The following is a 22,121-nucleotide window of genomic DNA, read 5'->3' on the forward strand; positions in this document are numbered from 1 at the left end:
GTCTCGGCACCCATCAAACACACAAATTGTAGAGAGAAGGAAATATCAGCAATGGATGTAAAACTGCGTGAAGTGCTGCCGTTCAGCGTCTCGGGTTTGCAGGTGCGAACCCTCAATGCCGCAGAGCAGCAGCCCGATACCGCGCGTATCGGCCCTATGTGGGAGCAATTCTTCGTTGAGGATGTTTTCGACAAGATAGCCCACAAACAGCCGGATTCCTTTATGTACGGCGTCTATTCCAACTACGAGTCCGACGCTTCGGGCCACTTTGATGTGACCGCGGGTGCGGCGGTCACCGCGCCGTCCGAGCGCTTTGCGCAGATTCAGGTTGAGGGCGGTGATTACCTGGTGTTCAGCGCCAAAGGACCGATGCCCGACAGCGTTATTCAGACGTGGGGCCTGATCTGGGCCTACTTCGAGGACAACCCGCAGGTTCGCCGCAAGTTCGCCACGGACTTCGAGGTCTATACCGGCCCGGAGTCCGTGGCGGTCTATATCGGCATTCAGGACTCGACCGCGTTTTCACGCTCCAGCAACTGACGCTTGCGCTCCACGCCCCAGCGATAACCCGACAGGTTACCGTCGCTGCGCACCACGCGATGGCAAGGGATTGCCACCGCCAGGCTGTTCGCGCCACAGGCCTGGGCCACGGCGCGCACGGCTTTCGGTGCACCGATGCGCTGAGCAATATCGGCATAACTGGCGGTGCTGCCGGCGGGAATCTCCCGCAGGGCTTGCCACACCCGCTCCTGAAACGCCGTGCCGCGTACATCCAGCGGCAAGTCCAGGCCAAGCGCCGGGGCTTCGATAAAACCCACCACTTTGGCGATCAACTGCTCGAACTCATGATCGGCGCCAATCAGGTTGGCGCGTCGAAACTTGTCCTGCAGATCACAGACCAATTGATGCGGGTCGTCCCCCAGCAGAATCGCACAGACGCCGCGTTCGCTTTGTGCCACCAGAATGGCTCCGAGGGAACACTGGCCGACTGCAAAACGAATGTCGTTGTTCTGCCCGGCCGCGCGATAGTCGCCGGGTTTCATGCCCAGTAGTTGATCCGCGGCCTCATAGAAGCGGCTGTTGGAGTTGAATCCGGCGTCATACAGCGCGTCGGTGACCGTGCCACCATCCGCCAGACGCTCGCGAACCTTGCGTGAGCGATGGGCCGTGGCATAGCCCTTGGGCGTCAGGCCGGTGATGGTCTTGAAAACCCGATGGAAGTGGAAACTGCTCAGGCCGGCAGCGTCTGCGAGTTCATTCAACGCTGGCAAGGACTCGGCGGATTCGATTTGGCGGCACGCGGCGGCGACGGTCGCGGCGTGTTGTGCGGCGATATCGCTTTGATCTTTCGCGGCTCGTTTGCTGGGGCGATAACCCGCCGCCTGAGCTTGCTCGGCCGTGTCAAAAAATTCGACGTTCTGCGGCTTCGGCAAGCGTGCCAGGCTGCTGGGGCGGCAGTAGATGCCGGTGGTTTTCACCGCATACACAAACTGCCCGTCGGCGCGGGGATCGCGCGCGACCACGGCGGCCCAGCGTGGATCGTTTTCGATGGCGATTTTTGTCGAATGAGTTGTCATGGCTTCATGTCCGTTGACCCGTTTCATGCAGATTAACCAGCCGGCAGAGACGCCACACTCCGGGTCTTGCGGTCGAATTCGAGCGCTTCATCCCGCAGTGCGGAAGGTGAAATTGATTCGCTGTTCACCCAAGCGTGGGTGATAACCCTCCTTGATCGGCAGCACACCGTGATAACGCAACCGGTCCACGCCACCCCAAACCACGATGTCGCCATGCAACAGTGGCACTCGCTGGCTTTTAGCACTTCGTTCGAAGCCACCGAACAGAAACGTTGCCGGCAAACCCAAGGACACCGACACGATGGGAGCCGCGTAGGAACCTTCGTTTTTATCCTGATGCAATGACATCCTGGCACCGGGAACATAGCGATTGATCAGGCAGGAATCCGGTACGAACTCCATAAACCCTGCCTCTCGCGCTGCTGCCTGGGCCAGCTCGAAAAACACCTCGGGCATTGCAGGCCAGGGTTCGCCGGTCTGCGGATCATTTCGGGTGTACTTATAGCCGCTGCGGTCGGTCGTCCAGCCCCAGGTGCCGCAACTGCTCAAGGCCACCGACATGGTAAAGCCGCCGGGCGTGACCATCTGCCGAAAGGGCGCCGCCGCCAGAACTGCCTCCAGTGCCGGCAGCAAGCGTTCGAACCAGGGCAGGGCAAAGCCTCTAAGCACGTAGGATTGTTCGCCGATCTGCTCGCGCCTGGGCTGCTGCTCAGGTTCCGCGTCGGCAAACAGATCGAGGGTGATCGGGCTCATGGGGTCATAACGCATCGTGAAAGATGATTCCAAGGGTATGCCGTTTTCCACTGTGCAGACGACTCACACCGTGACGCATCGTCACTCGGTAATAGCCGCGAACGCCTTTTACCGGGCGTTGATTCACAGCAAAAATCAACGCATCGCCTTTCTTCAGACCGATGACTTGTGGGCGCGACTGCATCCGTGGACGTTGTTCAGTCAGCACAAACTCACCACCGGTGAAATCCTCCCCCGGTTCTGACAGAAGAATCGCCACTTGCAGCGGGAAGACGTGTTCGCCGTACAGATCCTGATGCAGACAGTTGTAATCCTGCGGGCCGTATTGCAGCAATAAAGGTGTCGGGCGTTCCTGACCGGCGGCATGGCAGCGTTGTAGAAACGCTTCATGCGACTCGGGGAAACGGGTCGGCAGGCCCATGGATTCGTACCAGCGATTGGCGAGTGGAACCAGCCGAGGATAGATCGCACTACGCAACCGGGCCACCGGATCGGGCAGCGGGTATTTGAAGTACTTGTACTCACCACGGCCAAAACCATGGCGAGCCATCACCACTTTCGAGCGAAAGGGCTCGGGCCGGTCGTACAGGGCACTGATTTCATCGCAGGTCCCAGGGCTTAAAAGCGATTCGATGACCGCGCAGCCATCCTGGTCGAGCTGCTGCGCAAGCAGGGTCCAGTCGAGGGCATCGTTGTGAATCGGGTCGGTAAACAAGGTGTCTGACTCCTTGACCAAAAGGTCGAGGCGGCCAGTTTAGTGAGCGTTGCGCGGGTGGACACTCCGGCGCTTGCGGTCGAATTTCAATGCTGGGAGCAGACGTCCGTGTTGTCGCTCCGCAGGGCGTTACAGCGCTTTGCTCACGCTGATCTCGCTGATGACGTCTTCAGTCTGGCCGTGAATGGCGTCCAGGGCTGCCTTGGCTTCTTCTTCGGTGCCGTTTTCCAGCTGGGCGAATTCGAAGCGACGCTCGCCGTTGAGTTTGTATTTGATAACGTACTTGGTCGTCTGGGCCACGGTCATACCTGCCTGTTTTCGTGTGGGTCGTCGTTCAGCCGGGCTCAGCTCAGCTTCGAGCTGGAGCGGCGGATGATCTTGATCGAGTGCGTCAGGGTCGGTTTGCGGGTTACGCTGATCGGCCGGCGATTGACCGTGTCGATAGTGATGTTCCAGAAGCCGGTGCTCGGCGCGGTGATGCGGGCCGGGAAGGTGTCGAATGCGCCGCCGTGGTAAGTATGACGACCGCCGTTCTTGAAGCTGCGGAAGTTGGCGTCGTTCATCAAGCGGATGTTGCACATTTGGGAGCACTGAATGACGACGATGTCGTCCTCGTTGAGGTGCTCGCGCTGGTGAATAAATTTCATGAGGCGCCTCCAGAAGGGCTTTTTCTACAAAATCAAAACGATAGCATGGGCGATTGGCGCAGTTTATCAGCCCGAACAGGTTATTATCCGGCTGTCGGGGTCCGCTTTGACAATTAAAAACAGTTATTCGGAATTCTATGAGCGATAAAAGCAGTGAGGCTCGGAGAAAAACAGCATCTGCACTGTCGGAAAGTCTTTATTGGAGGTTTTGTATGAAATGGGGTGTTCTGGTCGTGCCGTTGGCATTGGCAGTGGGTGGATGTGCGACTGTCGCGGACATCAATGAGTCTCTGCCCACCATGAGCGTGATTTCAGGCAAGAAACCCCATGAATACGCGCAGTGCCTGGTCGAGAAGCTGGCCGATAGCCGTGGAGCCCTGCAAGTCGAGCCACAGAAGGAAGGCATGCGGGTTATTGTGCCGCAGAAGTTTTCTTCGGGGCCGGCCGCTGTGTTTGACATTGAAAACCGCTCCGGCGGCAGCAGCATCAAGCTGCATGAACGCATCTCCAATGTGCCTTTGCGCCCATGGGATGTGCGCAATGCTGCCACCGCATGCATATCCGGCTGATAAACTACCCCCAGTCAACATCGATGCCGTCAAAGTCGCGCTTTGACGGCATTGTCATTTCTGGAGTCGAGCATGAAGCGAGAGCAGGTGCGGGAGCGCCATGCAGAGGGTCATATCTCTGCCACCCATGTGATACAGAACCCGGCGAATTCGGGGGAGTGGATCGTATTTTTCAAAAAAAGCGCCGGGCGCAGTTTTTTCCTGGTTGATGAAAACGATGAAGTCGAATCCTTCAGTCGCCTCGACGATTTGATCGAGACCGTGCGTGGGCTCGGGATCAAGTTCGCCGAAATTCACATGTAGGGCACAAGTCAAGACACAGAACCTGTGGGAGCGTGGCTTGCCCGCGAAGAATGCACTGCGGTTTTTCAGGTATTACGCGTCATCGTTCTTCGCGGGCAAGCCACGCTCCCACAGGATTTGCATAGCTCAAGTTTCTTAAACTTGTTGCATTGGGCGGGAACCCTACTTGCAGACCACCACCACGCTACGGTTTTTGTAGTTGCCGACGTCGACGCCCAGGGTCTTGTCGCTTTCCTTGGTCGAAGGTGTGCCGTCGGTACCGACAATCCGATAGCCGGTGCCGGCGCAAGAGGCATCGGCTTTTTCGTAGCAGCTGGCCCAGCCGTTGGCTTCCCCGGAGCAGTCGATAGCCAGGCCTTGCTCGCCATTTTTCAGGTAAGTCGTTTCCGACGTGGCACAGCCACTCAAGGCCAGTACCGCAATCAGTGGCAAAAATTTATTCATGTCGTGGTCGTCGTCGATGATGAGGGCTAAACGCTGTGAAAGCGGCTGTTTCGGTAGGTTGTAGCGAATGGCCACTTCGTTGTACGCAATCACAAAAAAGCCCTGCGCGAAGGCAGGGCTGCGGTCATGTCAGGTTCAGCTCAAGGCTTGTCCTTTCCGCGCCGCTTGGGTGCTGCGGGTTGATCCTGCAACACCGATGCCACTTCAATCGCCAACGCTTCTGTCGGGAATGGTCCGGCAATATTCTCACCACCGACGCTGTCTACCCACCATTGGCCGTCTTTCGCTTGATTGATCAGGTACCCGTTGACGCTTTTTGCTGCCGACATCTATCTGCCTCGTTGGCTGGTTCAATTGCACAATGATAGCGCCAAATGCCCTCAACGGGTGCCGATGGGTGTAGGGTGGGGCGGATTGCCTTTCGGCTGAAGAGTCGTGCAGATCTGTCGATCTCTGCTATTTATAAGAGGTTGTGCAGCTTATTCTGCGGAACTATCCATCAGAATTTTTCTCTATGTTGGCATCGGTTAGCCAGTGCAGGGCATTGTAAGGTGCTCACTGCCTGATTAGACTGCGCCGAAACTCGAACACACAGCCCTTTCAAGGACTTATATGATCAAGAAATGCTTGTTCCCAGCAGCCGGTTACGGTACTCGCTTCCTGCCAGCGACTAAAGCCATGCCCAAAGAAATGCTGCCGGTGGTAAACAAGCCACTGATCCAGTACGGCGTCGAAGAAGCACTGGACGCCGGGTTGACCGAAATCTCCATCGTCACCGGTCGCGGCAAGCGTGCTCTGGAAGACCACTTCGACATCAGCTATGAGCTGGAAAACCAGATCAAGGGCACCGACAAAGAGAAATACCTGGTCGGTATCCGCAAGCTGCTCGATAACTGCTCCTTCTCCTACACTCGCCAGACCGAAATGAAAGGCCTGGGCCACGCGATTCTGACTGGCCGTCCGCTGATCGGCGACGAACCGTTCGCCGTGGTACTGGCGGATGACTTGTGCGTTAACCTGGAAGGCGACGGCGTACTGACCCAGATGGTCAAGCTGTACAAGCAGTTCCGCTGCTCGATCGTGGCCATCCAGGAAGTCGATCCGCAAGAAACTCACAAGTACGGCGTGATTGCCGGTGAGATGATTCGCGACGACATCTACCGCGTTCACAGCATGGTTGAAAAACCAAAGCCTGAAGATGCGCCGTCGAACCTGGCGATCATCGGCCGTTACATCCTGACCCCGGACATCTTCGATCTGATCGAACAAACCGAGCCAGGCAAGGGCGGCGAAATCCAGATCACCGACGCCCTGATGAAGCAGGCACAAAACGGCTGCGTCATGGCCTACAAGTTCAAAGGCAAGCGTTTCGACTGCGGTGGCGCCGAAGGCTACATCGACGCGACCAACTTCTGCTTCGAGAACTTCTACAAGACGGGCAAGGCTTACTGATAGCGCCTGACCTGCTTGTATTGAAAAGCCACCTTCGGGTGGCTTTTTCATTTTCCGGCCCCAAATAGTTTGCAACGCTTGCCCAAAGGGCCCCCGCAGGTATGCTGGTGGCCTGCCGAGGAGATAGAAATGGCCTACGATTTTGATCTGTATGTGATTGGTGCCGGTTCCGGCGGTGTTCGGGCTGCACGGTTTGCCGCCGGTTTTGGTGCGAAAGTTGCCGTGGCCGAGAGCCGCTACCTGGGCGGTACGTGTGTGAACGTCGGCTGCGTGCCGAAAAAATTGCTGGTCTACGGTGCGCACTTCGCCGAAGACTTCGAGCAGTCGCAAGGCTTTGGCTGGACCCCGGGCGAGGCGAAGTTCGACTGGGCGACGCTGATCGCCAACAAGGATCGCGAGATCAATCGCCTGAACGGTATCTATCGCAATTTGCTGGTCAACAGCGGCGTGACCTTGCATGAAGGGCACGCGAAAATCGTCGATCCGCATCAGGTCGAGATCAATGGCGAGCGTTACACCGCCAAAAACATCCTGATTGCTACCGGTGGCTGGCCGCAGATCCCGGAGATTCCGGGGCACGAGCACGCGATCAGTTCCAACCAGGCGTTCTTCCTCAAAGAGCTGCCAAAGCGCGTTCTGGTGGTCGGTGGTGGTTACATTGCGGTGGAGTTTGCCGGGATTTTCCACGGGCTGGGTGCTGAGACCACGTTGCTGTATCGCGGTGATTTGTTCCTGCGTGGCTTCGACGGTGCGGTGCGCAAGCATTTGCAGGAAGAGTTGACCAAGCGCGGCATGGGTCTGCAATTCAATGCCGACATCGAGCGCATCGACAAACAAGCCGATGGCAGCCTGAAAGCCACGCTCAAGGACGGTCGCATATTGGAGGCGGACTGCGTGTTCTACGCCACCGGCCGGCGTCCGATGCTCGATAACCTGGGGCTGGAAAACACCGGCGTCAGACTCGACAAGAAAGGGTTTGTCGAGGTCGATGAACAGTATCAAACCGCTGAACCATCGATTCTGGCCCTGGGCGATGTGATCGGTCGAGTGCAGCTGACGCCGGTGGCGCTAGCGGAGGGCATGGCTGTAGCCCGGCGCTTGTTCAAGCCCGAGCAATATCGCCCGGTGGATTACAAGATGATCCCGACCGCCGTGTTCAGCTTGCCGAACATCGGCACGGTCGGTCTGACTGAAGAGGAAGCGCGAGAAGCCGGGCACGATGTGGTGATCTTCGAAAGTCGTTTCCGGCCGATGAAGCTGACCCTGACCGAATGCCAGGAACGTACCCTGATGAAGCTGGTGGTGGACGCCAAGACCGACAATGTCTTGGGCTGCCACATGGTCGGCCCGGATGCTGGCGAGATCGTTCAAGGGTTGGCGATTGCCCTGAAGGCGGGCGCGACCAAGCGCGACTTCGACGAAACCATCGGTGTGCATCCGACGGCCGCCGAAGAGTTCGTCACCATGCGTACGCCAGTCGCGGGTTAATCGTCCTTTTGCGGCGTTGATGTGTCTGGCCCTGTCGCAACGACAGCGGCCTGGCGCACGCTTTCATCCAGGCTCGCCTGCAACTTGATCAGTTCAACTTCCAGCGCTTTGTTGATGTGCGACTGTTCGTCGATGTTCTGCTTGAGTGATTGGCTTTCCAGCAAGGCAATGCGCAAGCGTTCCTGGAGGAGGGTGCGTTCGCTGTCGATACGGTTGACCTGTTCCAGCAGCTGATCCTGTCGGCTGTTGGTGTGCTTGAGTTGCTCTTGCGACAGGCTCAACTCCCGCAGCGTTCCGCGGTTTTCCGTCAGTAAGCGCTCGTTATCGCGATGCAGCTGGGTGATTTCATCCTGTCGAACCAGTGCGCTTTGCTGCGCCTGGCGCAACTCCATCTGAATCTGCTGCACCTGGCCTTCGTGGCGGCGCTGCTCCTGCTCGCGCTGGTCCTTGACGGCGTTGCGGTAGTGTTCCAACGCCTCGCGGGCGTGCAGATGCTTTTCTTCCAGCGAGCGGATCTGCTCGTCCTTGTCCTGCAAGCGTAATTCGAAATCCGCCAGCGCCTGATTCAATCCGGCGTTGCGGGTTTGCTCGCTTTGCAGCATGGAGCGGGTGTCGTGCAGTTCCGCCGACTCCTGGGTCAATGCCAGGCTTTGAAATTCGTATTGCTGCTGCAATTCGGTATTGGCCTCGCGGGCCTCATGCAGCTGGGTTTCCAGGCCTTTTCGTTGTTGCTCGAACTGCGCGCGTGCCTGGTCGATGGGTTCTTGTGCCTGTTCTTTCAGGCGTTGCGCCAGCCGCGACACCAGGCTTGTCAGCTCATCGTCGATAGGCTCGGAAGGTGCTTGTGCGGGTTCGACACCGTCGTCGAGCTCCTTCATATAGCGATGGATCGTGGTTTTCGAGCCGGTATTGCCCATCTCGATCCGCACCGCGTCGATGCTCGGGTGTTCGCCCCGGGCGAGGATTGCCAAGCGTGCCGCCTGCACCAGTGCCTTGTTTACGCCGCCACGTGCCATGTGTTCTCCTACGATTTAATACTGTGGTACGTACCACCAATATACGCAATGTACCATGACAGTAATAAAGTTAAAATCTTATGATCTATCATGCGGGATATACTGGTATTACCCCGTGTGATGCGCTGTAATTCGGGTTTCATCCGCCAGAGCGGTACGTTTTCGAGAACTGAGCCCATGACCGATCTGGATCGCTACCTGCAAGCCGCTACGCGCGACAACACCCGTCGCAGCTATCGCGCGGCCATCGAGCATTTCGAAGTCAGTTGGGGCGGGTTCCTGCCGGCGACCAGTGACAGCGTGGCGCGGTATCTGGTCGCCCATGCGGGCGTACTGTCGATCAACACTTTGAAGTTGCGCTTGTCTGCATTGGCGCAGTGGCACAACAGTCAGGGTTTCGCTGATCCCACCAAGGCACCCGTGGTGCGCAAAGTGTTCAAGGGCATTCGCGCGCTGCACCCGGCGCAGGAGAAACAGGCCGAGCCGTTGCAACTTCAGCATCTGGAGCAAGTGGTTGCCTGGCTGGAGCAGGAAGCGCAAACCGCCAAGGCGCAGGGCGATCAACCCGGATTGCTGCGGGCCCGGCGCGACACGGCGCTGATCCTGCTGGGCTTCTGGCGCGGTTTCCGTAGTGATGAGTTGTGCCGCGTGCAGATTGAACATGTGCAGGCCAGCGCCGGCTCTGGCATCACCCTCTATCTGCCCCGCAGCAAGAGCGACCGCGAAAACCTCGGCCAGACTTACCAGACGCCGGCCTTGCAGCGCTTGTGTCCGGTTCAGGCGTATATCCAATGGATCACTGAAGCGGCGTTGGTCCGCGGGCCGGTGTTTCGGGGTATCGACCGTTGGGGGCATTTGAGCGAGGAAGGGTTGCACGCCAATAGCGTGATCCCGTTGTTGCGCCAGGCACTGGAGCGCGCCGGCATTCCGGCCGAGCACTACACCAGTCACTCCTTGCGCCGGGGCTTTGCCACCTGGGCTCATCAGAGCGGTTGGGATCTGAAGTCGTTGATGAGTTATGTGGGCTGGAAGGATATGAAGTCAGCCATGCGCTATGTTGAAGCCAGCCCGTTTCTCGGGATGACCCGTATCGCTGAAAAGCCGTTGGCGCCGTAGATTACGTTTTCTTCTATTAATACGTTCAGCTAATAGCGAAAACAAATCAGCAGCATCAGGTTTGCCAATGAGCCAACCGGCGATCGGGTGGGTAGGATTCACTTCATCAACTTCTTAACCCCCTGACGGAGAGTCATCGATGCCTATCATCAACAGCCAAGTTAAACCGTTCAAAGCCAACGCCTACAAAAACGGCGACTTCGTCCACGTGTCGGACGCTGACCTGAAAGGCAAGTGGTCTGTCGTTTTCTTCTACCCGGCTGACTTCACCTTCGTTTGCCCGACCGAACTGGAAGACTTGGCCGACAACTACGCCGAGTTCCAGAAGCTGGGCGTCGAGATCTACAGCGTTTCCACCGATACCCACTTTGCCCACGCTGCCTGGCACAACACTTCGCCAGCCATCGGCAAAATCCAATACACCATGATCGGCGACCCGACTCATGTCATCTCCCGCAACTTCGACGTGCTGATCGAAGAAGCCGGTCTGGCTGACCGTGGCACCTTCGTGATCAACCCGGAAGGCCAGATCAAAATCGTTGAACTCAACGATGGCGGTGTTGGTCGTGACGCTTCCGAGCTGCTGCGCAAAATCAAGGCTGCTCAGTACGTCGCCGCTCACCCGGGCGAAGTGTGCCCAGCCAAGTGGAAAGAAGGCGAGGCCACTCTGGCTCCGTCCCTGGACCTGGTCGGCAAGATCTAAGTCTGTGACGCGCTGCATCAGGGCGGAGCTCCGCACCTCCTAAGTAAGCTGCACCGCCCTTGAAAAACGCCCGGGCGAGATTCGCTCGGGCGTTTTTTTTCGACTTCTTTTTATCAAATACATGGAAATCGCCCGTATGTTGGACGCCAATCTTAAAGCCCAGTTGAAATCGTACCTGGAACGGGTCACCCAGCCGATCGAGATCGTTGCCTCCCTCGACGACGGTGCGAAATCCCAGGAAATGCTCGCATTACTCAAAGACGTCGCCAGTCTTTCCACCCAGATTACGTTGCTCGATAACGGTGATGATGCGCGCAAACCATCGTTCTCGATCAACCGCCCAGGGGCCGATATCAGCCTGCGTTTTGCCGGTATCCCGATGGGTCACGAATTCACTTCGCTGGTGCTGGCCCTGCTGCAAGTCGGCGGCCACCCCTCGAAGGCCAGTGTTGAGGTGATCGAACAGATCCGCTCGCTCAAAGGCGAGTTCAGCTTCGAGACTTACTTCTCGCTGTCCTGCCAGAACTGCCCGGACGTGGTCCAGGCGTTGAACCTGATGGCCGTACTCAACCCGAACATCCGCCACGTCGCCATCGACGGCGCGCTGTTCCAGGCTGAAGTCGACGAACGTCAGATCATGGCCGTGCCAAGTGTTTACCTGAACGGTGTGAACTTCGGCCAGGGCCGCATGGGCCTGGAAGAAATCCTCGCCAGGATCGACACCAGCGGCATCGAGCGCCAGGCCGAAAAAATCAGCGCCAAAGAAGCTTTTGATGTGCTGGTCGTCGGCGGTGGCCCGGCCGGTGCTTCGGCGGCGATCTACGCTGCTCGTAAAGGCATTCGCACCGGTGTGGCGGCGGAACGCTTTGGTGGTCAGGTGCTCGACACCATGGCCATTGAGAACTTCATCTCCGTGCAGGAAACCGAAGGGCCGAAACTGGCCGTGGCACTGGAAGAACACGTCAAGCAGTACGAGGTGGACATCATGAACCTGCAACGCGCCGACAAACTGGTGCCGGGCAGAAATGGCGAACTGCACGAAATCCATTTCGCCAGCGGCGCCTCCTTGAAAGCCAAGACCGTGATTTTGGCGACCGGTGCCCGGTGGCGTGAAATGAACGTTCCCGGTGAGCAGCAGTACCGCAACAAGGGCGTGGCGTACTGCCCGCACTGTGACGGTCCGCTGTTCAAAGGCAAGCGTGTGGCGGTGATTGGTGGCGGTAACTCCGGCGTCGAAGCGGCCATCGACCTGGCCGGAATCGTGTCTCACGTGACCCTGCTGGAGTTCGACGTACAACTGCGCGCCGACGCGGTGTTGCAGCGCAAGTTGCACAGCCTGCCGAATGTCACCGTGATCACCCATGCGCAAACCACTGAAGTGACCGGCGACGGTCAGAAGGTCAACGGCCTGCGCTACAAGGATCGTCAGTCGGATGAATTACGGACTGTCGAACTGGAAGGGATCTTCGTGCAGATCGGTCTGTTGCCTAACACCGATTGGCTCAAAGGCACCATTGAGCTGTCGCCGCGCGGCGAGATCATCGTCGATGCCCGTGGTGAAACGTCGATCCCCGGCGTGTTCGCGGCCGGTGACGTGACCACCGTGCCGTACAAGCAGATCGTGATTGCGGTGGGCGAGGGCGCCAAGGCTTCCCTGAGCGCATTCGATCACTTGATCCGCACCTCGGCGCCGGCATAAACGCCGACGCTGAAAACATAAAACCCCATGAGCGATCATGGGGTTTTTTGTAGGTGGATCAAAAGATCGCAGCCTGCGGCAGCTCTCGCAGAATCAAGCCTGGCTTGGCTTTTGTAGGCGCTGGCGAAGGCTTCGATCTTTTTACATGGGGGCAGGCTGAATGATCTCTACCCAGTAACCGTCCGGGTCCTTGATGAAGGCCAGGCTCTTCATGCGGCCGTCGTTCAGGCGTTTCTGGAAATCGCAGCCCAGCGCTTCAAAGCGCTCGCACGCGGCACGAATGTCCGGCACCGAAATACAGATATGGCCGAAGCCGCGCGGGTCGGTGTTGCCATTGTGATAGGCGAAGTCCGCATCGTTCTCGGTGCCGTGGTTGTGGGTCAGTTCGAGAATGCCGGGGATCGATTTCATCCACTCGGTGCGCGCAGCGGCATCGGCCGGGATCTGGTTTTTATCGACCAGAGCAAGGAAGTACAGGCTGAACTCGGCTTCCGGAAAATCACGTTTTTCCACCAGCGAGAAACCCAGGACGCGGGTATAGAAATCCAGCGACTGGGTGATGTCCTTGACCCGCAGCATGGTGTGGTTAAAGACGAACTTCTGGGTGGCGGTGTCGGGTTGCGCGGTCACACCGGGAAATGTATTGAGTTCATGCAGGCTCATGGGCCCTCCGGAAAACAAGTTGGGCTAAGAATGGCCACAATGATACGCAAGGGCTCCGGCATCACCAAACCAAAACCGCAGGCTTGCCTGACAGCCGGGCGAAGCTCAGACTTTGCGCCTCAGTCTGTGAGTGTTCATTGCAATGATCCGATCCTGTCAATTGATGTTCGTCCTGATGTGTCTGCTCTCAGGAATTACCAGTGCTCACGCAGAGCCTCCAGCCGTAACCTGGCCAAACGGGTGGACAGTCGAGGACGTCCCGCAAGACGAGACCAAGCCACAGGTTTCCCGTCAGCGTGCGGTAAAAAACGATCAGGAAGGTACACCGGTAATGGTGATGGAATTGACCATGACTCAAGTGGAAAGTGGTCACCAAGTGAATCTGGAAGGTGTTTTGCTGGAAATGCGCAAGTCGGTGCAGAAGGACTTTTTTCAGGGGGGATATCAGAGCGTCTGCAGCAAAATCCACCCGACTACCTTGAGCCGTCTATCGGCGCTGGAAACTACTTGCACGATTACGCAGAACGGCCGACATGTGTTGTCTCAAACATTGGTCGCTGCGGTGGATGCCGATAAGGCCTATGTTTTTTCCTGCGCGGGGCAGGCTGAGGTTTATAAGGCAAGCCAGGACGAAATACAGGCTGCTCGAAACAGCTTGAAACTTTAGTTTAAGGTTTGCGTATCAGTAGATTTCAGCGCACTCGGCGTTTTTAGATAGCCAAAAGGATTAAGCATAAAGTTCGTCGGCATGTAATGAGTTGATCGACGACTATCGTTGCATTTAGACGCTATCCATGAAAAAGCCCTGCATTGGCAGGGCTTTTTTTATTACCGCGAGTGCTTAGCCACGCAGCCAGGAATCAACGGTGGCGGCACCGTATTGTTCCTTCCAGGCTTTCAGGCCGCGGTGATTGCCACCCTTGGTTTCAATCAGTTCGCCGGTGTGTGGGTTCTGATAAACCTTGACCACGCGAGCGCGGCGGGTTTTAGGCGCTGTTGCCTGTTGCAGGCCGGATTTCGCCGGGTTCGGATCGAGGATGGCGATGATGTCGCGCAAGCTCTTGCCGTAGGTTTTCATCAGGCCCTGGAGCTTTTCTTCGAATTCGATTTCTTTCTTGAGCCCGGCATCGTTCTTCAGAGATTCCAACTGCTTGAGCTGTTCTTGAAGGGCCTTTTCAGCTGCACGGAATTCAGCGAGTCTGGACAATATCTTTACTCCAATAGTGTGTTTGGCTGATACCAACCGCAAACAAAGCTATAAGCCAAGAGCCTTGAAGCGACTCGGTGATAATGGCGCACCTGCCAATTCTGCACAGGTATTAAAAATTGTAGTAGTTAATCGGTCAAGAGTAAATCCTGACTTTTTCTTCATGTAACGGGAGTAGTCTTTTGATTCAATTTGGTGCGCATCATCGTGGCGTCGATGCTTAAAGTGGTTAGTTAATGATCACTTAATGCTCTAATGAATTCTGCACCGAGCATCGGCCGGCCAAACAGATAACCTTGCAGAAAGTTCACGCCCTGGGCCGTCAGATAGTCACTTTGCTCCATGGTTTCCACGCCTTCGGCGACGATACCCAAGTCGAGTTTGGCCGAGAGTTCGATAATGCTGTCCAGTATGTGTCGGGAGAGTGCATCGGCGCCGATCATGGCGACAAAACTCTGGTCGATTTTCAGAAAATCCACATTGAACTGACGCAAGTAACCCAAGCTTGAATGGCCGGTGCCGAAGTCGTCGATCGCGATCATCACACCCAATGCGTGAAGCTGTTCGAACAACTGCAGCGTGATATCGGTCGGCTCGATGAGTTCGCGTTCAGTCAATTCCAGCACCAGGTGGACGCTGCCCGGTGCGAAGGCGCCGAGGAATTCACGGCAGTCCTCGACCAGGTCCAGATCCCGGCAGTGACTGGCGGCGATGTTGATGCCAATGTGAAACGGACCGTCGAACGACGCCGACAAGGGCGCCAGTAACGCGGCGGTCTGCTGCATCAACGAGCGAGTCATCGGCACGATCAGCCCGGAATATTCGGCAAACGGGATGAACAGATCCGGGCGCACCAGGCCTTCTCTGGGATGTTTCCAGTGCATCAATACTTCGGCGCCGGACCACAGCTTATTGTCGCCATGCACCATGGGCTGAAAGTAAGGAATGAACTCTGCTGCCTCCAGCGCCCGCTGCATTTCACGGCTGGGCGACATCGAGCGCTTCTGCAGCACATGCCCGACGGAACCTGACACCACGCCGAAGAACATCAACAGACTGAACAGTGGCGGGTATTCACTGCGCATGTAACGCCAGGTTTCTCCTTCGGGGAAACCGGCGGCCACCGTAAAGGCATAACGCGAGGACGTCAGCGTACTTTGTGCTACCGGCAAGGCGGGCAGGGCGTCGTCGTGAACCTTGCCGTCGGCAGACAACCAGTTGGGGCCAACTTGCAGCAACAGTAATGTTTTGCGGCCGATCAGGCGCAATTCGTTGCTCAGGTGATAACCGTTCAGCGTGGTCAATGCCCCTTTATTTCCTTCGCTGAGCCGGTACACCAACAGCGCGGTATTGGGCGTAACCGGGTTGCCATTCATGAGCCATAACTGACCTTGGGTGTAGTCGCCAGGATTGACCTTTTCCTGATATTCACCGAACAACGAACTGCAATAGAGGTTGTTGTCCCACACCAGGTTGGTCGAGCGCACGAATGGCCGGCGCGTGACTTGTTCGCGCAAGGCCAGTTTGACGTCATTGCAGTTTTTGCCAGCCAGCGGCAGGAGCTCTTGCGCAGCTTGGGCGGTGTTGTCGAGCATCAGTTCGAACTGGCGAATGGATTCTTCGCCAGTCAGTTCAGTACTTTGCTTGAGGGTACGTTCAGCCTGCAGATAGAGAATGGCGACTCCCAGCAACACCGGAACCAATCCGCTCAAAACAGTCACAGCTATCCGGGCGCCACGCTTGCGGCGACTTTTGACGTTCAGTGGCATTCGCAAATCCATCGCGATAAAAGAGGGCTCTCAAAGGTTGGCAGGTCGACATGCCTCCCAAAAGAGTTCAGCCATGATAGTTGGCTATCGGCGCTTATGCCGCTCAACCTTTAATCAAGCTTGAGGCCAGTTTAATAAAGGCCAGCGTCGCAGGTGATGACTGACGCTGGTCGAGCACCGCCAGACCGACCTGGCGGCTGACGGGGGGCGACAGCGGTTTTTTTACGTAGCGGTTGTCGTTGTCGTCAGGCAATGAGCTTTCGGCGACGACGGTCAAGGCATCGCCACGGCCGACAACGTCCAATGTGCTGAGCAACTGCGAGCAGCGATAGCGAATATTCGGCGTCAACCGCGCGGCATTGAACAGGCGCGACACCAGCTCCGAAGACCCGGCTTCGGTCAGCACAAAAGGGTCGTGGCACAAGTCGCTCAGGTGCAAGCAGTCGCGACCGGCCAGCATATGACTGGCAGGCAGCAGCGCGACCATCTGGTCCTCGATCAGTGCCACCGTGTCGAAACGTTCCTGGGGCAACACCACGAAGCCGATGTCGATACGCCGTTCTTCCAGCCACTGGATCACCTGGCGGTCCGGGCCTTCGTCGATGTGAACCTCGATGCCCGGGTGTGCGGCGCGATAGTGCTGCAAGATCCTTGGCAACAATTTGATCGATGACGTGGGGCCGAACGAACCGATGCGCAGGGTGCCGCGTTTCATTCCACGAGCATCGGCCGCTTCCTGGCGCAGCGTGTTGGCCAGCCCGAGCATTGCTCGAGCGCGCAGCAGGAGTTGCTGGCCGATGTCACTCAGCTCGACCTGGGACTGATGCCGGCGCAGCAATTCAACGCCCAATTCCTGTTCTAGCAACTTGAGCGCGTGAGAAACCGCGGACTGGGAAATCCCCAAACGATGGGCGGCCGCCGTAAAGCCGTGCAGTTCGGCCACCAGCGAGAAAATTTCCAGTTGGGTCAGGGTCATGAGTATTTACTCATTTTACGATGATCGATCATTAGCCGGATGATACGCCATGTGCCCGATTTCTGATGGTGGATACTTATGACTACGTGTGAACAGACCCTGGCGAATGCCTCGGATGTACCGGTTTACCTGAAACTGGCAGCAGTCACCATGATCTGGGGCGGGACGTTCGTTGCGGGGCGGTTTCTGGCCGACAGCCTCAGTCCGATATTGGCCGCGAGCCTGCGGTTCTTGCTGGCCAGCGTTGCGTTGCTGCTGTTTCTGTTGCTGGCGCGCGTGCCTTTGGTGCGTCCCAGCCCTAAGCAATGGCTGCAACTGGCGCTGCTGGGGTTTTTCGGGATTTTCTTCTACAACCTGTGCTTCTTTTACGGGCTGCACTACATCAACGCGTCACGGGCCTCCTTGATCGTGGCGTTGAATCCGGCCGTGATCGGCCTGGCCTCGTGGCTGCTGTTCAAGGAGCGACTGAGCGGGGCGAAAGTGGCAGGTATCGCGATCTGCATTGCCGGCGCCGGCCTGGTGATCGTCAGTCGCAATCCGCAGCTACTGGCCGGCAGTGCCGATGCCTGGATCGGCGATCTGTTGACCTTCGGTTGCGTGCTCGGCTGGGGCATTTATTCGCTGTTCTCCAAAGGCCTGAACCAGACGCTGGGGCCGGTGCAGACGGTGACGTATTCGATTTTGCTGGGCACGCTGATGCTCTGGGTGACCAGTGCCGTGAGGGGAGAGCTGAGTGTCGCGGCGCTCGCCGAACTTGGCGCGCAACAATGGTTGAGCCTGATGTACCTGGGCGTGTTGGGCTCGGCACTCGCCTATATTGGTTATTACGATGGCATTCGCAAAATCGGCGCCACGCGTTCCGGGGTGTTTATCGCCTTGAACCCGCTGACGGCTGTGATCTTCGGTGCGTTGCTGCTGGGCGAACAACTGACACTGGCGATGTGCCTGGGCGGCGGGCTGATCCTGACCGGGATTTTTCTGTGCAACAAACCGCTTGCGCGGGCCACGAAAAAGGGGATTTTATAAGAAGGCGGACAAACCTATTTACGCTGTGTAGAATCCGGTTACGCATATAAGAATAATCGTCTTCTGGCAGCAGAAGCCTCGCCCGCAAAAGCCTTGGGTCGACAATGAAGATATTTGGGTTCCAACTGATCTACGGTGACTTCCTCGCCCGCAGCGTGCGTGGCATCTCCTGCGCGCCACCCGCCGGTCTCAGCATTGCTAGCAACTAACGATCCGTTAATTGATAAGAAATGATGAGGCGCCAAAATGGCAGATTTATACGAAAACCCAATGGGCCTGATGGGCTTTGAGTTCATCGAATTCGCATCGCCGACCCCTAATACGCTGGAGCCGATCTTCGAGATCATGGGCTTCAGCAAGGTCGCGACCCACCGCTCCAAAGACGTGCACCTGTATCGCCAGGGCGCGATCAACCTGATCCTCAACAACGAACCCCACAGCGTGGCCTCTTACTTCGCGGCCGAGCACGGTCCGTCGGTGTGCGGCATGGCGTTTCGCGTCAAGGATTCGCAAAAAGCCTACAAGCGTGCCTTGGAACTCGGCGCCCAGCCGATCCACATCGAAACCGGCCCGATGGAACTGCACCTGCCGGCGATCAAAGGCATTGGCGGCGCGCCGCTGTACCTGATCGACCGTTTCGGTGAAGGCAGTTCGATCTACGACATCGACTTCGTGTTCATTGAAGGCGTTGACCGCAACCCGGAAGGGGCGGGCCTGAAGATCATCGATCACCTAACCCACAACGTGTATCGCGGTCGCATGGCCTACTGGGCCAACTTCTACGAGAAGCTGTTCAACTTCCGCGAAATCCGTTACTTCGATATCAAAGGCGAATACACAGGCCTGACTTCCAAGGCGATGACCGCGCCGGATGGCATGATCCGTATCCCGCTGAACGAAGAGTCGTCCAAGGGCGCCGGGCAGATCGAAGAGTTCCTGATGCAGTTCAACGGCGAGGGCATCCAGCATGTGGCGTTCCTCACCGACAACCTGATCGACACCTGGGACCGTCTGAAGAAAATCGGCATGCGCTTCATGACACCGCCGCCGGACACCTACTACGAAATGCTCGAAGGCCGTTTGCCGAACCACGGCGAGCCGGTCGATCAACTGCAAGCGCGAGGCATTTTGCTGGACGGCTCGTCCGAAGCGGGCGACAAGCGTCTGCTGTTGCAGATTTTCTCGGAAACCCTGATGGGGCCGGTGTTCTTCGAATTCATCCAGCGTAAAGGCGACGATGGTTTCGGCGAAGGCAATTTCAAGGCGCTGTTCGAATCGATCGAGCGTGATCAGGTTCGTCGGGGCGTGCTCGCCACTGATTAACGCGGTTCAGCTGTAGAAAAGCCCGGTCGTTGACCGGGCTTTTTTTAGATCAAAAGATCGCAGCCTTCGGCAGCGCCTACAGGTGAGTGTTCATCCGCAAATATCGCGGTGAACACGGTCAATGTAGGAGCCGCCGAAGGCTGCGATCTTTTGCGTTATGGGCGTCGATGACGCATCAAATGTTTGAACCCTTCAAACACCAACACCACCACCGCCAACCAGATCGGAATGTAGGTCAGCCATTCGCCAGCCTTGATGCTTTCCCCCAGCAGCAACGCAACGCCAAGCAACAGCACCGGCTCGACGTAACTCAACAGCCCGAACAGGCTGAACGGCAGCAGCCGGCTGGCAATGATGTAGACCACCAGTGCCGAAGCGCTGATCACGCCGAGCAGCGGAATCAGCAGCGACAGCCACGGATGTTGCTCGAAGACACCAAAACCTTGTTCACCGCCCTGCACGAACCAGAGTGCTATCGGCAGCATCACCGCCATGTCCAGCCAGAGCCCGCCAAGGTTGTCCGTGGCCAGGCGCTTGCGCAGGATGAAATAGATCGGATAACCGACCACCACCAGCAAGGTCGCCCAGGAAAAACCGCCGACCTGATACAGCTCGTTGAGCACGCCGAGGCTGGCGAAGAACACGGCTATTTTCTGCAGGTAGGAAAGACGCTCGCCATAGACGATTCGCCCGGTTAGCACCATGGACAGCGGCAACAGGAAATACCCCAGCGACACGTCGAGACTATAGCCGTTGAGCGGCGCCCACATGAACAACCAGAGCTGCAGGCCCAGCAGCGTCGAAGAGCCGATCAGGCCGACGAGCAGTTTTGGCATGCCGCCCAGCCGCCGAAGAATCTCGACCACGCGCTTCCATTCGCCGGACACCACCATGAACACGGTCATGCACGGCGCGGTCAGCAGCATCCGCCAACCGAAAATCTCCACGCCGCTCAAGGGTGAGAGCAGCGAGGTGTAGTAATACATGACGGCGAACAGCATCGAGGCCGAAACCGATAGAGCGATACCTTTAGACAAACTGCCCTCGCGAGGTTGAACGTGAAACGGGGGGCGGAGGATACGTGGTTTTCGAACCGAATATTGTCCGAACGATCAACACCCATCGAGTGTGGCAGAAGCATAGGCAAATGGTGGATGCAAAGCCGCCATCGCGAGCAGGCTCGCTCCCACAGTTGGCCGGGGCTGTACTCAATACCAGCGTTCCACACAAAACCCTGTGGGAGCGGGCTTGCCCGCGAAAGCGGTCGACCAGCCAACATCCATGTTGAATGTGAAACCGCCATCGCGAGCAGGCTCGCTTCCACAGTTGGCCGGGGCTGTACTCAATACCTGCGGTCCACACACAACCCTGTGGGAGCGGGCTTGCTCGCGAAAGCGGTCGACCAGCCAACATCCATGTTGAATGTGAAACCGCCATCGCGAGCAGGCTCGCTCCCACAGTTGGCCGGGGTTGTACTCAATACCTGCGGTCCACACACGACCCTGTGGGAGCGGGCTTGCCCGCGAAAGCGGTCGACCAGCCAACATCCATGTTGAATTCGCGAGCAGGCTCGCTCCCACAGTTGGCCGGGGTTGTACTCAATACCTGCGGTCCACACAAAACCCTGTGGGAGCGAGCCTGCTCGCGATCGATCTCAAGCCGTACGCGGTTTACGCCCGGACACAAAGTGGCTCACGTCATTGAACCCCGGTGTCGATGCGTGCCCCGGTGTCACCAGCGAATCGATAAAGGCTTCGTCCTCCGCCGTGATCTTCACCGCTTGGGCCTTGGTGTACGCGTCCCACTGTGCTTCGGTGCGCGGGCCGACGATGGCTGAGGTGACGGCGCCATTATTCAGCACCCAGGCAATCGCGAACTCGACGATGCCCACCCCACGGCCCTGAGTGTATTCCTGGATCTGCTGGGCGATGCGCAACGACTCCACGCGCCATTCGGTCTCCAGAATGCGTTTGTCCTGGCGGCCGGCGCGGCTGTTGGCGTCCGGTGTCACATCCGGCGCGTACTTGCCGCTGAGCACGCCGCGCGCCAGCGGGCTGTAAGGCACCACGCCGAGGCCATAGTTTTGCGCGGCGGTGATTTGCTCGGTTTCCGCCTGACGGTTGACGATGTTGTACAGCGGCTGGCTGATGACAGGCCTGTCGACACCGAGTTTGTCGGCGATGCGGATGACTTCAGCGATGCGCCAGCCACGGTAGTTCGACAGCCCCCAGTAGCGAATCTTGCCCTGGCGGATCAAATCGCCAATGGCCGACACCGTGACGTCCAGCGGTGTGTTGTGGTCTTCGCGGTGCAGGTAATAGATGTCCAGATAATCGGTACCCAACCGCGTCAGGCTGGCATCGATGCCATTGAACAGATGCTTGCGGCTCAGGCCGCTGCGGTTCGGTACACCGTCCACCGGGCCGAAACCGACCTTGGTCGCCAGCACCCATTCGTGACGGTTGCCGGCAATCGCTTCGCCGACGATTTCTTCGGAGCGGCCGTTGGTGTACACGTCCGCGGTGTCGATGAAGTTGATGCCCTGGTCCCAGGCCTTGTCGATGATTCGCAGGGAATCTTCGGTGCTGGTCTGTTCGCCGAACATCATGGTGCCCAATGTGAGGGTCGACACCTGTAAACCCGAATGACCCAGCGTGCGATAGCTCATGACGAAA

At 57.6% G+C, this 22,121-nt stretch carries 25 protein-coding genes; 11 read left to right on the plus strand and 14 right to left on the minus strand.

Annotation, left to right across the window (positions count from 1 at the left end):
• Positions 1-51 precede the first annotated feature (51 nt).
• Positions 52-540 carry a GyrI-like domain-containing protein gene (locus tag KGB14_RS03935; RefSeq protein ID WP_223484182.1) on the plus strand — a complete coding sequence of 163 codons (489 nt, stop codon included), beginning with the start codon at positions 52-54 and terminating at the stop codon, positions 538-540.
• Here the strand turns inward: KGB14_RS03935 and ada are convergent.
• The 5 genes from ada to KGB14_RS03960 form a co-directional block, all read right to left on the minus strand.
• Positions 504-1,577, minus strand: a complete 1,074-nt coding sequence (gene ada / locus KGB14_RS03940) for a bifunctional DNA-binding transcriptional regulator/O6-methylguanine-DNA methyltransferase Ada (protein WP_223484183.1) — start codon at positions 1,575-1,577, stop codon at positions 504-506. The two genes, KGB14_RS03935 and ada, sit on opposite strands and share 37 nt — an antisense overlap.
• A gap of 87 nt (positions 1,578-1,664) precedes the next feature.
• Positions 1,665-2,345: a DNA oxidative demethylase AlkB gene (gene alkB, locus KGB14_RS03945; protein ID WP_223484184.1), complete on the minus strand. Its 681-nt coding sequence runs from the start codon at positions 2,343-2,345 to the stop codon at positions 1,665-1,667.
• A complete protein-coding gene (locus KGB14_RS03950) occupies positions 2,335-3,045 on the minus strand; it encodes a 2OG-Fe(II) oxygenase (RefSeq protein WP_223484185.1) in 711 nt (236 codons plus the stop codon). The genes alkB and KGB14_RS03950 overlap by 11 nt, the downstream gene beginning before the upstream one ends.
• Before the next feature lie 129 nt (positions 3,046-3,174).
• Positions 3,175-3,345: a hypothetical protein gene (locus KGB14_RS03955; RefSeq protein WP_223484316.1), complete on the minus strand. Its 171-nt coding sequence runs from the start codon at positions 3,343-3,345 to the stop codon at positions 3,175-3,177.
• Between the two features lie 44 nt (positions 3,346-3,389).
• Entirely contained in the window at positions 3,390-3,692 is a 303-nt protein-coding gene (locus KGB14_RS03960) for a DUF1883 domain-containing protein (RefSeq protein WP_007900033.1), read from the minus strand.
• A 212-nt stretch (positions 3,693-3,904) separates the two neighbouring features.
• On the opposite strand from KGB14_RS03960, the gene KGB14_RS03965 reads away from it, so the two are divergent.
• Both KGB14_RS03965 and KGB14_RS03970 read left to right on the plus strand, forming a co-directional pair.
• On the plus strand, positions 3,905-4,261 hold the full coding sequence (locus KGB14_RS03965; protein ID WP_223484186.1) for a hypothetical protein: 357 nt from the start codon (positions 3,905-3,907) through the stop codon (positions 4,259-4,261).
• 72 nt (positions 4,262-4,333) lie between these two features.
• Positions 4,334-4,564, plus strand: a complete 231-nt coding sequence (locus tag KGB14_RS03970) for a hypothetical protein (protein ID WP_123424855.1) — start codon at positions 4,334-4,336, stop codon at positions 4,562-4,564.
• Positions 4,565-4,726: 162 nt separating this feature from the next.
• Here the strand turns inward: KGB14_RS03970 and KGB14_RS03975 are convergent, their stop codons facing one another.
• Both KGB14_RS03975 and KGB14_RS03980 read right to left on the minus strand, forming a co-directional pair.
• Positions 4,727-5,008, minus strand: a complete 282-nt coding sequence (locus KGB14_RS03975; RefSeq protein WP_223484187.1) for a hypothetical protein — start codon at positions 5,006-5,008, stop codon at positions 4,727-4,729.
• 140 nt (positions 5,009-5,148) lie between these two features.
• Positions 5,149-5,337, minus strand: coding sequence for a hypothetical protein (locus tag KGB14_RS03980; protein ID WP_008012859.1), 189 nt, complete (start codon positions 5,335-5,337; stop codon positions 5,149-5,151).
• Between the two features lie 283 nt (positions 5,338-5,620).
• On the opposite strand from KGB14_RS03980, the gene galU reads away from it, so the two are divergent.
• Both galU and gorA read left to right on the plus strand, forming a co-directional pair.
• On the plus strand, positions 5,621-6,460 hold the full coding sequence (gene galU, locus KGB14_RS03985) for a UTP--glucose-1-phosphate uridylyltransferase GalU (RefSeq protein ID WP_010460715.1): 840 nt from the start codon (positions 5,621-5,623) through the stop codon (positions 6,458-6,460).
• A 129-nt stretch (positions 6,461-6,589) separates the two neighbouring features.
• The gene (gorA, locus tag KGB14_RS03990; protein ID WP_223484188.1) at positions 6,590-7,948 is read left to right on the plus strand and encodes a glutathione-disulfide reductase; all 1,359 of its coding nucleotides are present in this window, start codon (positions 6,590-6,592) and stop codon (positions 7,946-7,948) included.
• Here gorA and KGB14_RS03995 read toward each other — a convergent pair.
• On the minus strand, positions 7,945-8,964 hold the full coding sequence (locus KGB14_RS03995) for a DNA-binding protein (RefSeq protein WP_223484189.1): 1,020 nt from the start codon (positions 8,962-8,964) through the stop codon (positions 7,945-7,947). The two genes, gorA and KGB14_RS03995, sit on opposite strands and share 4 nt — an antisense overlap.
• Before the next feature lie 177 nt (positions 8,965-9,141).
• Here KGB14_RS03995 and KGB14_RS04000 point away from each other — a divergent pair, with 177 nt between their 5' ends.
• The 3 genes from KGB14_RS04000 (at position 9,142) to ahpF (ending at position 12,482) form a co-directional block, all read left to right on the plus strand.
• Complete coding sequence (locus tag KGB14_RS04000) at positions 9,142-10,080, plus strand: site-specific integrase (protein ID WP_223484190.1); 939 nt, start codon at positions 9,142-9,144, stop codon at positions 10,078-10,080.
• A 139-nt stretch (positions 10,081-10,219) separates the two neighbouring features.
• Entirely contained in the window at positions 10,220-10,783 is a 564-nt protein-coding gene (ahpC, locus tag KGB14_RS04005) for an alkyl hydroperoxide reductase subunit C (protein WP_223484191.1), read from the plus strand.
• A 136-nt stretch (positions 10,784-10,919) separates the two neighbouring features.
• On the plus strand, positions 10,920-12,482 hold the full coding sequence (gene ahpF / locus KGB14_RS04010) for an alkyl hydroperoxide reductase subunit F (protein ID WP_223484192.1): 1,563 nt from the start codon (positions 10,920-10,922) through the stop codon (positions 12,480-12,482).
• 141 nt (positions 12,483-12,623) lie between these two features.
• Here the strand turns inward: ahpF and gloA are convergent, their stop codons facing one another.
• Complete coding sequence (gene gloA, locus KGB14_RS04015; RefSeq protein WP_030131431.1) at positions 12,624-13,145, minus strand: lactoylglutathione lyase; 522 nt, start codon at positions 13,143-13,145, stop codon at positions 12,624-12,626.
• A 142-nt stretch (positions 13,146-13,287) separates the two neighbouring features.
• Here gloA and KGB14_RS04020 point away from each other — a divergent pair, with 142 nt between their 5' ends.
• On the plus strand, positions 13,288-13,812 hold the full coding sequence (locus KGB14_RS04020; RefSeq protein ID WP_223484311.1) for a DUF4946 domain-containing protein: 525 nt from the start codon (positions 13,288-13,290) through the stop codon (positions 13,810-13,812).
• A gap of 174 nt (positions 13,813-13,986) precedes the next feature.
• Here KGB14_RS04020 and KGB14_RS04025 read toward each other — a convergent pair whose 3' ends face one another.
• The 3 genes from KGB14_RS04025 to KGB14_RS04035 all read right to left on the minus strand — a co-directional run bounded on the left by KGB14_RS04025 (position 13,987) and on the right by KGB14_RS04035 (position 17,097).
• A complete protein-coding gene (locus KGB14_RS04025; protein WP_007900052.1) occupies positions 13,987-14,352 on the minus strand; it encodes a histone-like nucleoid-structuring protein, MvaT/MvaU family in 366 nt (121 codons plus the stop codon).
• A gap of 233 nt (positions 14,353-14,585) precedes the next feature.
• Positions 14,586-16,121, minus strand: a complete 1,536-nt coding sequence (locus tag KGB14_RS04030) for an EAL domain-containing protein (protein ID WP_223484193.1) — start codon at positions 16,119-16,121, stop codon at positions 14,586-14,588.
• A 103-nt stretch (positions 16,122-16,224) separates the two neighbouring features.
• A complete protein-coding gene (locus KGB14_RS04035; protein WP_223484194.1) occupies positions 16,225-17,097 on the minus strand; it encodes a LysR family transcriptional regulator in 873 nt (290 codons plus the stop codon).
• A gap of 78 nt (positions 17,098-17,175) precedes the next feature.
• Between KGB14_RS04035 and KGB14_RS04040 the strand changes: the two genes are divergently transcribed.
• The gene (locus KGB14_RS04040; protein ID WP_223484195.1) at positions 17,176-18,123 is read left to right on the plus strand and encodes a DMT family transporter; all 948 of its coding nucleotides are present in this window, start codon (positions 17,176-17,178) and stop codon (positions 18,121-18,123) included.
• Positions 18,124-18,369: 246 nt separating this feature from the next.
• The gene (gene hppD, locus KGB14_RS04045; protein ID WP_223484196.1) at positions 18,370-19,446 is read left to right on the plus strand and encodes a 4-hydroxyphenylpyruvate dioxygenase; all 1,077 of its coding nucleotides are present in this window, start codon (positions 18,370-18,372) and stop codon (positions 19,444-19,446) included.
• A 155-nt stretch (positions 19,447-19,601) separates the two neighbouring features.
• Here the strand turns inward: hppD and rarD are convergent, their stop codons facing one another.
• Together rarD and KGB14_RS04055 are read right to left on the minus strand one after the other, a co-directional pair.
• The gene (rarD, locus tag KGB14_RS04050; RefSeq protein WP_223484197.1) at positions 19,602-20,483 is read right to left on the minus strand and encodes an EamA family transporter RarD; all 882 of its coding nucleotides are present in this window, start codon (positions 20,481-20,483) and stop codon (positions 19,602-19,604) included.
• Positions 20,484-21,100: 617 nt separating this feature from the next.
• Positions 21,101-22,114 (minus strand): aldo/keto reductase, encoded by a 1,014-nt coding sequence (locus KGB14_RS04055; protein WP_223484198.1) that lies wholly within the window; start codon positions 22,112-22,114, stop codon positions 21,101-21,103.
• Positions 22,115-22,121: the final 7 nt, after the last annotated feature.

It is taken from the genome of Pseudomonas sp. A-RE-19 (assembly GCF_019956555.1).
Classification (GTDB): Bacteria; Pseudomonadota; Gammaproteobacteria; order Pseudomonadales; family Pseudomonadaceae; genus Aquipseudomonas.